Source organism: Cupriavidus sp. SK-4 (assembly GCF_000611125.1).
Taxonomy (GTDB): domain Bacteria; phylum Pseudomonadota; class Gammaproteobacteria; order Burkholderiales; family Burkholderiaceae; genus Cupriavidus; species Cupriavidus necator.
Genome location: NZ_JFJW01000113.1, coordinates 1 through 11478, shown reverse-complemented (window position 1 = coordinate 11478; position 11478 = coordinate 1). Strand labels below are relative to the sequence as shown.

Sequence of the window (11478 nt, the reverse complement as noted above, 5' to 3'; positions counted from 1 at the left end):
CGCATCCAGTAGAGCTGGCGCGCCGGCAGCCCGGCCGCGGCCAGCCCCATCGCATTGGGCAGGTAAGGCGGCGCCACCAGCGCAATGCGACGCCCGGCCCCGGCCAGCGCACGCAGCGCCGGCAGCAGCAGGCGCAGCTCGCCCGCACCACCCTGCGCCGTCAGCAACTCCGTCAGCCCGCCCGCCGGCCAGCCGCCGCCGGGCAACTCCGCCGACAGCGCGTCATACCCGGTCGGGCATATCGCCGCACTGCCGGCACGGCCCAGCTGGCCGGCCCGCCACAGCCCGGGATAGCGCTGCTCGAGCGCCGACAGCTCCTGCTGGCGCGAGGCCGGGGCAGACGGGGCAGGCTCCGGGGGCGCCGGCGCAGGGAAAAGAAGGCCCTCCGCCGCCATGGGCGGGGCTGCGTGCGATTGCGCAGTCATGTGGAGTTAGCGTCGCTCGCCGGGGCGGCGAGGAACTAGTATGTTTACGATACCTGTATATTTATACAGTATCTGGTGCCAGCGCAAGGGGTAGCGGCAAGGGGTGGCTTGGGGGACACCGGGGAAGTGAGACGGGCGGGCGGCGGCCCGTCTTCATTTGCTTCCAGCCGGTTTCATGCCGGGTGGTGGTTCGCAATAGAAAATAATTCGATAGCATTACTTTATAGAAATATAGCTACTATCGAATGATAACTGGTTATCGGCGCGCCGATGTATCATACTAAGACATGCATACATCAGTGAAATAATGCTATGTCATTAGTTTCTCAGTGCCGCGACATGCGTGAAGCCAGAGGCAAGACCCTGACCGAGATCGGGCGGGTGCTGGGCATGGCAAGCCAGAACCTGTCAGCGATCCTGCTGGGGAAGAAGGACAGCCGCGCATCCACCCTCGAAGCCCTGGCGGCCGCACTGGACGCGGAATGGGTCCTGGTGCCCAACGAGCGGGCACAGGAAGTCAGGCAAGTCCTGGAAGGCAAAGGCAGCGGGCCCGACCGCAGCGCCCGCAGCGCAGTCGACATCTTCCTGGACCAGGAATGAGCTACGAACTGCATCCGCGCTTTCTTGAGGTCCGGCTCTACGACCAGCTATGCGGCTACCTGTGCGAGGCCAGCGGCAATGTCCGGTTCGTGCCATCCGAAGCCTTCCGGGGCGACACGCGCCGCCCCACGCTGAGCCTGTCGATCAGCGTCCCGACCGCGGCCGGCCGCAAGGCCACCGCCGAGGTGCTGGACAACCCCTTTCACCCTGCCGTCTACAGCACGGGCCATGAACTGCCGCCCTACTTTGCCGGCCTGCTGCCCGAGGGCGAACTGCGCAAGCGGCTCGAGGCAACGCGGAGCAATCCCGATGACAAGGACGATTTCGGCATCCTGTCATCGGCCGGCAATGATCTCCCCGGGGCCGTCGTCATCGTGCCCGCGGACATCGGCGCCTTGCCGGAGTATGCGCGGACGTATGGCGTGACCGGCGGCGCGGACAACCTGGAAATTGCCGTGGTGGAGGGCGCGACCCAGGGCGCGGCCTCGGTGTCGGGCGTGCAGAACAAGCTGGCCCTGTCGACGGTGCTGCAGGACAAGCGCTACACCCTGCCAGCCAAGGGCAGGCTGTCCGACATCATCGCCAAGCTTCCTGCCAGGAACGATGATTCGCAGGTATTCAACGAATCGATCTCGATGCAGCTCGCGGCCGCCGCCGGCGTCCATGTTGCGCCGACCAGAGTGCTGCCAGTCTCGACCATCGAGGTCGAGGGACTGGTTGAATCGCTGGGCGAAAACCTGCACTACCTTGCGGTGGACAGGTTTGACCGCACCCCGGCCGGGCGTGTGCACGCCGAAGACGGCTGCCAGATGCTGGGCAGGATGCCGGCAAAGAAGTACGCCGGCATCGAGAGCTACATTCAGCTCGTTGCCGCCCTGTATCGCCTGAGTCCGAGCGGGGTCGAGCATGCCCGGCAGTTCTTCCTGCGCCAGGCGGTCAACACGCTGATCGGCAACAGCGATGCGCACCTGAAGAACTTCTCGGTGATCTATCCCAACGGGGTCTTGCCCGAACTGTCACCGGCGTACGACATCGTCTGCGTGGCGGCGCTCCCCGGCTTTGCAACCTACGGCCAGAACGTTGCCATCGACCAGCGGCAGCGTGAAGAAACCCTGGCAACGTACGAGACCATCGCGGAAAAGGCCGGCGTCCCGCGGCGCATTGCGACCGCCGCCGTCAGGGAAGCCGTCGCGCTGGCGCATGCCAACTGGCCGCGCATGCTGGACGACCTGGACGCGCCGCAGGCGATCCGCAATGTCGTTGCCGAGCGCCTGCAGACGCTGCCGCTTGCACGGGCCGGCAGGCCGGCCCGGTGAGGCGCCCCGCCACCCACCCCTCACGGCGCCTGCATCGACACCCCGTAGCCGGCAAAGATGCGCGCCAGCTCGCCATTGCTGCGCAGCGCGCTCAACGCCTTTTCCAGCGCTTCGGCCAGTTCCCGCTCGTCTGCCTTGACCGCCATGCCGACGGCCCACCCGCGCTGCGGCAGCAGCGGCGCGCTGGGTTCCGTCGCGGCAAAGCGCGCCCCGGATTGCCCCGCGGCCTTGAGCCCGCTCTCGTATTGGGCGCGCGTCACCATCGCCGCCGCAATCTCGCCGGAGAACAGCGCGCGCAATGCCGCGTCGGCTTCGGGGTAGATCCTGACCTTGTCGCGCAAGGCGCCGCCCGCGCCGGATAGCAGCGCATTGGCCCCGGCCGAACCGGCTGCGGCGCCGGTCGCCTGCCCGGCCAGGTCTTCCAGGCCGCGAACCGCCGGCACGCGCTCGCGGTCCTGCACCAGCACGAAGGACTCGCGGTAATACGGCGCGAAGATCAGCGCCTTGTCGTTCTCGCGCATGAAGGCGCGGTCGACCGGCACGTGCAGCATCACGTCGGCCGGTCCGTAGCCAAGGTAATGGCCGCGCCAGACCATGGCACGCAAGTCGTCAGCCATGCTTTCATCGGCATCGAACGGCATCAGCGCCACCGACAGGCCCAACTCCTTGCCCAGTGCCCTGGCCAGGGCCACGTCGATGCCCGCGACCTGGCTGCCCGCGATCGCGGAGAACGGCGGCAAGCCTTTGTAGACCGCCACCTTGAGGGTGCCGGCCTGGCGGATCCTGGCCAGGTCAGCCTGGGCCGGTTGCGCGCAGACGAGCGCGGCGGCAGCCAGCATGGCGCCGCACAGCCAGCGCACGGCGCCGGCCGGCGCCGCCGGCATGGGGGACACGGAAAGCCTAGGGCCGCGGACAGGGCTGGCAGGCATGGGATGGCTCCTGGAAAATGCGTTGACCCGGCACTGCGGGCCGGGGCTGGACAACGGGAAGGATTGCCGGCGCAGCCGCCCCTTACTCGCCGCGCGACTCCAGGTAGGTCTTGATGGCCCACACCGCTTCCTGGCTCAGCACGCCGTCGAACGGCGGCATGTAGACGCGGCCGTCGCGCGTGCGGCCCTTGCGCACGGTGGTGGTGTAGAACTGCGAGATCTCGCTCATGCACGCCTGCTTCTTCTTTGCATCCGCCAATGAGACGCAGTCGCCGTCAAGCTTGCGCAGGTCCGGCGCGATGCCCCCTGACACCGCTTCCAGGCCATGGCAGCGCGCGCAGTTCTGGTTATAGGCCGAGCTGCCGATGCGCAGCGCCTCCTTGTGCGCATCGCCGCTGCGGTAGGGATTGTCCGGGCGCCATTCGTCGCCCAGTTGTGGTAACGCTTTGGTATCGACGGCCTGGGGCGTGACGTCGCCATGGGCCAGCGCGGAGCCGGCCGGGACGGCGGTCAGGGACGCGCAAAGCGCGAGCAAGGCAAGCAGGCGGCGCTGCATTTTCATGGATGTCTCCTACAGTGGACGGGTCTTGGTTGTTTGCCCTGTTTCCGCAAGAGCCATACCAGCCAGCCGGACCAGGCCCGGAGGCGCCTGCAGGCAGGCTTCACCGCGCCGCCATGGTTCAGTGCAACGCAGCATCGCGGCACGGGTGTCCCGGATTGCCACACCCTGGCAAGTGTTTTGCTTCATGACGCAACACTGTCGACCATGCGCCCGGTGAAGGCGCCGACAGCGACCCGCGCAAAGATCGCGGGCGGACTTTCCACAGGAGACAGAGAAATGACCTTCCAGCCGGAACCGGCCCGCCCNGCGGGACCCGCCCCGCCCCGCGGCGGGCGCCCCGGGTGACACGGGGCAGCCCGAGCGCGCCGAACTGATTGCCCAGGCCCACCAGCGTTCCGAGTCCTATGGCCTGCGTCCCTATGAATCGCCCGACTTCTGCCCGGTGCTGCAGAGCGAGCTGAAAACGCGGATCGAGCGTAGCCAGTCGCTGTTCGCCTATGCGCTGCCGGTGATGGAAACGCTCTACGACCAGATCGTGAATACGCAGAGCATGGTCATCCTGACCGACGCCGATGGCCTGATCCTGCACTCGATGGGCGATGACGACTTTCTGGCCCGGGCCAACCAGGTCGCGCTGCGCCCGGGCGCGGAGTGGTCGGAAGCGCGCCGCGGCACCAACGCCATCGGCACGGCCCTGGCCGAGAACCGGGCCACGCTGGTACACGGCGCCGACCACTTCCTGGAGGCCAACCAGTTCCTGACCTGCTCATGCATGACCATCCTCGACCCTTACGGCAAGACCGTGGGGGCGCTGGATGTGACCGGCGACCAGCGCGGTTTCCACAAGCACACCATGGCGCTGGTGCGGATGTCGGCGCAGATGATCGAGAACCAGCTGTTCGGCAACGCCTTCCGCGACATGGTGTGCATCCGCTTCCATTCGCGCGCGGAGTTCCTGGGCACGCTGGTGGAGGGCATCGTCTCCTTCACGCCCGGCGGGCGTTTCCTGTCAGCCAACCGCAGCGGGCAGTTCCAGCTTGGCCTGTCCAATGGCGCCCTGCATGCGCACACCTTTTCCTCGCTGTTCGGGCTGTCGATGTCGCAGCTGTTCGACGCGGTGCGCGCGGCCCATGCGGGCATCGTCCAGCTGCACCTGCCCAGCGGCGTCAAGGTCAGCGCCCGGGTCGAATGGAAGTCACCCGCCGCATCGCTGCCAGGCAACACCGATACCGGCCACGCAGTCCAGGCCGGCACGGCCGCCGCACCGCGCAGCCTGGCCGCAGGCCCGGCCCGCTCGCCCGGGCTGGACGACCTGGACACGGGCGACGCGCAGATCCGCGCGGTCATCGGCAAGTTGCGCAAGGTCATCGGCAAGGATATTCCGGTGATGGTGCTGGGCGAGACCGGCACCGGCAAGGAACTGATGGCGCGCGCCATCCACGCCGACAGCCCGCGCCATGCCGGGCCGTTCATTGCCGTGAACTGCGCCTCCATCCCGGAAAACCTGATCGAGTCCGAGCTGTTCGGCTATGAAGAAGGCGCCTTCACCGGCGCCCGCAAGAAGGGCGGCATCGGCAAGATGCTGCTGGCCAACGGCGGCACCCTGTTCCTGGACGAGATCGGCGACATGCCGCTGCATCTGCAAGGGCGGCTGCTGCGCGCGCTGCAGGAACGCGCGGTGTCGCCGCTGGGCAGCAGCAAGGTCATCCAAGTCGACGTCTCGGTGGTGTGCGCCACCAACCGCAACCTGCGTGACCTGGTCGCCAACGGCCAGTTCCGCGAAGACCTCTACTACCGCCTCAACGGGCTGGTGGTGCGGCTGCCGGCCCTGCGCGAGCGCGGCGACCTCGACGCGGTGGCCGCCAGGCTGCTGCGCCAGGACCAGGCGGGCGTGCAACCCGGCGAGCCGCCCCGCATCCGCGAGTCGGTGATGGAGATGTTCCGCCGCTACCACTGGCCGGGCAATATCCGCCAGCTGTGCAACCTGCTGCGCACCGCGCGGCTGATGGCCGAAGGAGAAGCCGAGATCACCGAGGACCACCTGCCCGACGACTTCCTCGATGACCTGCGCGAGCGCCAGGGGCATGCAGCGGTGCCCGCGGCCCATGTGCTGCCGGGCGCGCAGCCCACGCGGCTGGCCGATGTCGAGGCCATGGCCATTGTCGCCACGGTCAAGGCGCACAACGGGAATATCTCTGCGGCGGCCAAGGCGCTGGGGATCTCGCGCAATACGGTCTACCGGAAAATGGAAGAGGCCCGCGGGCTGCCCCACCAGGCCGGCTGATCCCGGCCACGCACCAGGGCAGCCGCGCGCTCAGGCCAGCGGCTCGCCCTGCATCCACAGGTCTTCCAGCTCGCGCCAGGCGCGCTGCACGTTCAGCGGGTGGCGCGACTGGAAATGGCGCCAATGCCGGAACGGCGCCGCCGCCACGGCGTCGCTGGCGCGCGAGGCATCGCTGCCCGCGGCCAGCGCGGCGCCGATTCCGTCCGCCAGCGCATCCAGGTAGGCCAGCGTCGGCGCCAGGGTCTGGGCGGGCGTGCCCGGCGCGGTGCCCACCACCGTGCGCGCCGGCAGCTCCTGCAGCCGCCGCAGCGCTCGGCGCCACCCCTGCAGGGAGGCCTCGTGCATCTCCGGCACGCGCTCGCGGTAAGCCAGGCCGCCCGCACACAGCAGCTGCAGCTGCGGCGCGTACAGCACCGTATCCGAGGCACTGTGCGCGTTCGCGTAAACCTGCACCTGCCAGGCGGTAGCGCCGGTGTGCAGCCAGCCATCGGGCTGCAGCGCGGGCTGCGGCAGCACGATCGCGGCGCCGCGCATGGCACCGTTCCCGAGCACCGTCGCCATGCGGGCCAGGCAGGCCGCGCAGCGTTGCCGCATCAGCGCAGCCGTCGCATCGGAAGCCAGGAACACGGGCCGGGGCCGCAGCCGTGCGAACGCGGCATTGGCCAGCACGTTCTCCGGGTGGGCGTGCGTGTTGACCACCCAACGCACGGGCTGCGGCGTCAGCGCCCGGATGGCGCCGAGCAGCGCACCGCCCCACGCCGCCTGCGGCCCGGGGTCCACCACCAGCACGCCCGCACCGCTCAGATGGACCAGGGTCGGCACCACTTCGGCGGCGTTGGCGCGCGCCACTTCGGCATTGCCGGCGCGGGCCACGTACACGCCTGGCTGCAGCCGCTCCAGCGTGACCCGCGTGCCGGCAGCGGCCGCCGGGTGCCAGCCGTTCATGGCCAGCGCAAGCGTGGCGCCAAGAAAGCCGCGCCGCGTCGTGGGCATCACCGCTGCCAGCCCGCGGCGCGGATCGCGGCCACCAGCGCGTCGCGCATGGCCCCGGCCGCCAGGTGTCCGCCGTCCACCCAGGCCAGCCGTGCGCCCGGCATGGCGGCCTGCAGGCGCAGCGCGTTGGCGGGACGGCAGACCTTGTCGGCGCGGCCATGCAGCAGCGTCACCGGCAGGCCATGCGCGCCGATGACCCGCGCCGCCCTGAGCAGGGCCGGCTTGCCCAGTCCGGCCCGGTTGCGCAGGTAGTGCGCCTGGATCCGGTATTTGTTCACCGCGGCCATGCGCTCACGCCGCGGCTGCCGGCGCGTAGGCGACGCAGGGGAAAGACCCAGCAACGCCCGTTCGCTCGCCTGCCACGCCGCGGCAGTGTCCCGTTTTTGAACAGGCGTACCACTTTGCAACAGCCGTGACACAGTGAGCAGCCGCGCGCGCGCATCGGGCAAGCGCTCGCCCCATGCCTTGACGCAACGCAGCATGCGGCGACCCCCATGGCGCGGTGAAAACAGCGCGAGCACATCGTCGCGTCCAGTCAGGAAGGAGCCGCGCAGGACCAGCGCCGCCACGGCGTGCGGGCATTGCGCCGCGTACGCGAGGGCAAGTGCCGCACCCCATGATCCGCCCACCACGCCCCAGCGCTCGATGCCCAGCGCGCGGCGCAGCTGCTCCAGGTCGGCCAGCAGCGCGCCCACGGTATTGCGGCGCAGGCAGCCGGCCGGCCTGGAGCGGCCGGCGCCGCGCTGGTCCGGCATCACCACGCGGTGCCGCCGCGGGTCGAACCACTGCGCCATGGCGGCAGAGCAGCCGCTGCCCGGCCCGCCATGCAGCACCAGCCACGGCTCGCCGTCCGCGGCGCCGGCCAGCCGCACATGCACGCGCTGGGCGTCGGGCGTACGCAGGTAGAAGGTAGTGGCCGTGCCGGAAAAGCCGGCGGATTTCGTTGATGCGTCGGGCATGGATGTTGCCTTGAAGGGATGCGGCAGTCGGGCGGCAGCCAGGCGCCGCTGCACAACGATATTCACTAACCATGCCACCCAAGGAGAGAGACATGCGCTGGACCACCCCCGCCTACACCGAGCTGCGGCTTGGCTTTGAAATCACAATGTACATCGCCAACCGCTGAACGTGCCGCGGTGCCTGCGACCGGCGCTGCGCCGACAGGCAAGCCGCGGACCGCAAGCACAACCAACGCAGGCAGGCGCCAGGGCTGGCGCCTGCCCCGCGAAGCCATGACCCAACACCAAGCGCTCACGCCATGACAAGCATCCGGGTACTGGGGTCGGCCGCCGGCGGCGGCTTTCCGCAGTGGAACTGCAACTGCCACAACTGCGACGGCGTGCGCCGCGGCACGGTGCGCGCCACGCCGCGCACGCAATCCTCGATCGCGCTGACGGGCGACGGGCCTGATGCCATCCTGGTCAATGCCTCGCCCGATATCCTGCAGCAGCTGCGCCAGGCGCCCGCGCTGCAGCCGGCGCGCGCGCCGCGCGACACCGCGATCGCCGCGGTGGTGCTGATGGATGCGCAGATCGACCACGTCACCGGCCTGCTGATGCTGCGCGAACACCGCCAGGCGCTGCCGCTCTATGCCACCGCCGCCGTGCTCGACGACCTGGGCGCTGCCTTCCCGCTGACGCGCATCCTGTCGCACTACTGCGGGCTGCAGACGCATGCCCTGCCCTGCGACGGCACCGCGTTTTCAGTCCCACCGCTGGACGGCGTGACACTGACGGCGATACCGCTGGAGAGCAAGGCCCCGCCCTACTCGCCCAACCGCCACGCGCCGCGCGCGGGCGACAACATCGGCCTGCGCATCGAAGACCGCCGCAGCGGCCGCAGCGCCTTCTATGCGCCCGGCCTGGGCCGCATCGACGACCACGTCTTTGCCGAGCTGCGCAGCGCCGACATCGTGCTGGTCGATGGCACCTTCTGGCGCGACGACGAGATGCAGGCGCCGGGCTTCTCCGGCAAGAGCGCCGCCGACATGGGCCACCTGGCCCTGTCCGGACCCGGCGGCATGATCGAGGTCCTGGAGCGGCTGCCCGCCAGCCGCAAGATCCTTATCCATATCAACAATACCAACCCGGTGCTGGTGGAAGATTCGCCGGAGCGCGCAGTGCTGGCGCGGCACGGCATCGAGGTGGCGTACGACGGCATGGAAATCGCACTATGACATCTGCCATCCTCCCCATCGCCTGGACCGAGGCCGAGTTCGAGGCCCGCCTGCGCGCCATGGAAAGCGGCTACCACATCCACCATCCCTTCAACCAGCGCATGGCGGCAGGCCAGTGTTCGCCCGCGCAGATCCGCGCATGGGTGGCCAACCGCTTCTACTATCAGGACAACATCCCGCTGAAGGACGCCGCCGTCCTGTCCAACTGCCCCGAGCGCGACACCCGCCGCGAGTGGGTGGTACGCATCCTTGACCACGACGGCACCGACACCCAGCCCGGCGGCATCGAGGCCTGGCTGCGCCTGGGCCAGGCGGTGGGCCTGGAGCGCGAAGCGCTGCTGAGCCACCGGCACGTGCTGCCCGGGGTGCGCTTTGCCGTCGATGCCTACGTCAACTTTGCGCGCCGCGCGCCGTGGCAGGAAGCCGTGTGCTCGTCGCTGACGGAGATGTTCGCGCCCGCAATCCACAAGGAACGCCTGGCTGGCTGGCCGACGCATTACCCGTGGATCGAGGCCGCCGGGCTGGACTACTTCCGCTCTCGCATTCCGCTCGCGCAGCGCGACGTGGACCATGGCCTGCGCGTGACGCTGGGCCACTTCCGCAGCGCGGCGCAACAGCAGCGCGCCCTCGACATCCTGCAGTTCAAGCTCGACGTGCTCTGGTCGATGCTCGACGCCATCCAGCAAGCCAACCCATGACAGCCAGCACGCAAGATCTCGCCAGACCGACCCTGCACCGGACCTTTCGCCTGCAATGGGAAGCGTCCCAGCAAAGCTGGGTGCTGCTGTACCCGGAAGGCATGGTCACCCTCAACGACAGCGCCGCCGCGATCCTGCAGCGCTGCGACGGCAGCCACACGCTGGACATGCTGATCGACGACCTGCAGGCCGCGTTTGGCGTGCAGGGCATCGCCCCGGAGGTACATGCCTTTGTCAAACATGCGATCGAACGCGGCTGGCTGGTCTGAGGCCGCGCCCGGCCCGCCGCTATGGCTGCTGGCCGAGCTGACCTACCGCTGCCCGCTGCATTGCGCCTTCTGCTCCAACCCGGTGGACTATGCCCGGCATACGGCCGAGCTGAGCACCGCGCAATGGTGCGACGTGTTCAGCCAGGCGCGGGCGCTGGGCGCGGTGCAGCTCGGGCTGTCCGGCGGCGAGCCGCTGCTGCGCAAGGACCTGGAACTACTGGTCAGGCATGCGCATGGCCTGGGCTTCTACACCAACCTCATCACCTCGGGCGTGGGCCTGACCGACGCCCGCCTTGCCGCCCTGCGCGATGCCGGCCTGGACCATATCCAGCTGTCGTTCCAGGACTCCACCCGCGAGCTCAACGACTTCCTGTCCAGCACGCGCACCTTCGACCTGAAGCAGCGCGTGGCGCGCATGATCAAGGCGCACGGCTATCCGATGGTGATGAACTGCGTGCTGCACCGGCATAACCTGCCGCATGTCGGCACCATCATCGAGATGGCCCTGCAGATGGGTGCCGAATACCTGGAACTGGCCAACACGCAGTACTACGGCTGGGCCTGGGAGAACCGGCTGGCGCTGCTGCCCACCCATGAGCAGCTGCGCGAGGCCGAGGACGTGGTCCGGCAGTACCGCGCGCGCATCGGCAGGCAATGCCAGATCCTGTTCGTGGTGCCTGACTACTTCGAGGCGCGGCCCAAGAAGTGCATGAACGGCTGGGGCACCACCTTCCTTGGCGTGGCGCCGGACGGCACCGCGCTGCCCTGCCATGCGGCGCGCATGCTGCCCGGCCTGGCGCTGCCGAACGTCACCACGCAGGGGCTGCGCGAGATCTGGACCGAAAGCGATGCCTTCCGCCGTTTCCGCGGCACGCAGTGGATGCAGGAACCCTGCCGTTCCTGCGACCAGCGCGAGCAGGACTACGGCGGCTGCCGCTGCCAGGCGTTCCTGGTCACCGGCGACGCCACCGCCACGGACCCGGTGTGCGAGCGCTCCGGCGCGCACGACAAGGTAAGCGAGATCGTGCTGCAGGGCCGGCTGGCCGTGGCGCAGGCGCGCGAGCAAGCGATGGTATTTCGCAGCGATGGCAACTCGCTGCGGCTGAGCAGCGGCCAGCGGTAAGAAAGGAAAGACCCCGGCATGGCAGGCGCCAGCCGGGGTTCCTTGCCGGCAAGCCGGCATCGCCAAGACAGTCGGAGCCTGTCAGATTTCTTGTGTGTTGAGG

Annotated in this window: 12 protein-coding genes and 1 pseudogene; 8 read left to right on the top strand and 5 right to left on the bottom strand. The window is 69.1% G+C overall.

Annotated elements, in window-relative coordinates:
• Window positions 1-425, bottom strand: a pseudogene (locus CF68_RS38635) (damage-inducible protein); the annotation flags it as partial.
• 339 nt (window positions 426-764) lie between these two features.
• On the opposite strand from CF68_RS38635, the gene CF68_RS24325 reads away from it, so the two are divergent.
• The gene (locus CF68_RS24325) at window positions 765-1025 is read left to right on the top strand and encodes a helix-turn-helix domain-containing protein (protein ID WP_010809785.1); all 261 of its coding nucleotides are present in this window, start codon (window positions 765-767) and stop codon (window positions 1023-1025) included.
• The gene (locus CF68_RS24320) at window positions 1022-2341 is read left to right on the top strand and encodes a type II toxin-antitoxin system HipA family toxin (RefSeq protein WP_035823760.1); all 1320 of its coding nucleotides are present in this window, start codon (window positions 1022-1024) and stop codon (window positions 2339-2341) included. The genes CF68_RS24325 and CF68_RS24320 overlap by 4 nt, the downstream gene beginning before the upstream one ends.
• A gap of 20 nt (window positions 2342-2361) precedes the next feature.
• Here CF68_RS24320 and CF68_RS24315 read toward each other — a convergent pair whose 3' ends face one another.
• Both CF68_RS24315 and pedF read right to left on the bottom strand, forming a co-directional pair.
• Window positions 2362-3225, bottom strand: coding sequence for an ABC transporter substrate-binding protein (locus CF68_RS24315; RefSeq protein WP_035823757.1), 864 nt, complete (start codon window positions 3223-3225; stop codon window positions 2362-2364).
• Window positions 3226-3352: 127 nt separating this feature from the next.
• Window positions 3353-3832 (bottom strand): cytochrome c-550 PedF, encoded by a 480-nt coding sequence (gene pedF / locus CF68_RS24310; protein WP_035823754.1) that lies wholly within the window; start codon window positions 3830-3832, stop codon window positions 3353-3355.
• A 370-nt stretch (window positions 3833-4202) separates the two neighbouring features.
• Between pedF and CF68_RS24305 the strand changes: the two genes are divergently transcribed.
• Window positions 4203-6116 carry a sigma-54-dependent Fis family transcriptional regulator gene (locus tag CF68_RS24305; protein ID WP_152548545.1) on the top strand — a complete coding sequence of 638 codons (1914 nt, stop codon included), beginning with the start codon at window positions 4203-4205 and terminating at the stop codon, window positions 6114-6116.
• Between the two features lie 30 nt (window positions 6117-6146).
• On the opposite strand, the gene CF68_RS24300 is transcribed toward CF68_RS24305, so the two are convergent.
• Window positions 6147-7109, bottom strand: a complete 963-nt coding sequence (locus tag CF68_RS24300) for an MBL fold metallo-hydrolase (protein ID WP_035823752.1) — start codon at window positions 7107-7109, stop codon at window positions 6147-6149.
• Window positions 7109-8068, bottom strand: a complete 960-nt coding sequence (locus tag CF68_RS24295; protein ID WP_035823769.1) for an alpha/beta fold hydrolase — start codon at window positions 8066-8068, stop codon at window positions 7109-7111. The genes CF68_RS24300 and CF68_RS24295 overlap by 1 nt, the downstream gene beginning before the upstream one ends.
• Before the next feature lie 92 nt (window positions 8069-8160).
• Between CF68_RS24295 and pqqA the strand changes: the two genes are divergently transcribed.
• The 5 genes from pqqA to pqqE all read left to right on the top strand — a co-directional run bounded on the left by pqqA (window position 8161) and on the right by pqqE (window position 11375).
• Window positions 8161-8235, top strand: coding sequence for a pyrroloquinoline quinone precursor peptide PqqA (gene pqqA, locus CF68_RS24290; protein WP_010809778.1), 75 nt, complete (start codon window positions 8161-8163; stop codon window positions 8233-8235).
• A gap of 132 nt (window positions 8236-8367) precedes the next feature.
• Window positions 8368-9285 carry a pyrroloquinoline quinone biosynthesis protein PqqB gene (gene pqqB, locus CF68_RS24285; protein WP_035823750.1) on the top strand — a complete coding sequence of 306 codons (918 nt, stop codon included), beginning with the start codon at window positions 8368-8370 and terminating at the stop codon, window positions 9283-9285.
• Window positions 9282-9983: a pyrroloquinoline-quinone synthase PqqC gene (pqqC, locus tag CF68_RS24280; protein ID WP_035823747.1), complete on the top strand. Its 702-nt coding sequence runs from the start codon at window positions 9282-9284 to the stop codon at window positions 9981-9983. Before pqqB ends, pqqC begins: the two co-directional genes overlap by 4 nt.
• Window positions 9980-10252 carry a pyrroloquinoline quinone biosynthesis peptide chaperone PqqD gene (gene pqqD, locus CF68_RS24275; protein ID WP_010809775.1) on the top strand — a complete coding sequence of 91 codons (273 nt, stop codon included), beginning with the start codon at window positions 9980-9982 and terminating at the stop codon, window positions 10250-10252. The genes pqqC and pqqD overlap by 4 nt, the downstream gene beginning before the upstream one ends.
• Window positions 10224-11375, top strand: coding sequence for a pyrroloquinoline quinone biosynthesis protein PqqE (gene pqqE / locus CF68_RS24270; protein WP_035823744.1), 1152 nt, complete (start codon window positions 10224-10226; stop codon window positions 11373-11375). The genes pqqD and pqqE overlap by 29 nt, the downstream gene beginning before the upstream one ends.
• Window positions 11376-11478 lie beyond the last annotated feature (103 nt).

What these genes read in the sequence shown, in the direction of transcription:
- CF68_RS24325 (WP_010809785.1), top strand. Translation starts at nt 765, where the DNA reads ATGCGTGAAGCCAGAGGCAAGACCCTGACCGAGATCGGGCGGGTGCTG.
- CF68_RS24320 (WP_035823760.1), top strand. Translation starts at nt 1,022, where the DNA reads ATGAGCTACGAACTGCATCCGCGCTTTCTTGAGGTCCGGCTCTACGAC.
- CF68_RS24315 (WP_035823757.1), bottom strand. Translation starts at nt 3,225, where the DNA reads ATGCCGGCGGCGCCGGCCGGCGCCGTGCGCTGGCTGTGCGGCGCCATG.
- pedF (WP_035823754.1), bottom strand. Translation starts at nt 3,832, where the DNA reads ATGAAAATGCAGCGCCGCCTGCTTGCCTTGCTCGCGCTTTGCGCGTCC.
- CF68_RS24300 (WP_035823752.1), bottom strand. Translation starts at nt 7,109, where the DNA reads ATGCCCACGACGCGGCGCGGCTTTCTTGGCGCCACGCTTGCGCTGGCC.
- CF68_RS24295 (WP_035823769.1), bottom strand. Translation starts at nt 8,068, where the DNA reads ATGCCCGACGCATCAACGAAATCCGCCGGCTTTTCCGGCACGGCCACT.
- pqqB (WP_035823750.1), top strand. Translation starts at nt 8,368, where the DNA reads ATGACAAGCATCCGGGTACTGGGGTCGGCCGCCGGCGGCGGCTTTCCG.
- pqqC (WP_035823747.1), top strand. Translation starts at nt 9,282, where the DNA reads ATGACATCTGCCATCCTCCCCATCGCCTGGACCGAGGCCGAGTTCGAG.
- pqqD (WP_010809775.1), top strand. Translation starts at nt 9,980, where the DNA reads ATGACAGCCAGCACGCAAGATCTCGCCAGACCGACCCTGCACCGGACC.
- pqqE (WP_035823744.1), top strand. Translation starts at nt 10,224, where the DNA reads ATGCGATCGAACGCGGCTGGCTGGTCTGAGGCCGCGCCCGGCCCGCCG.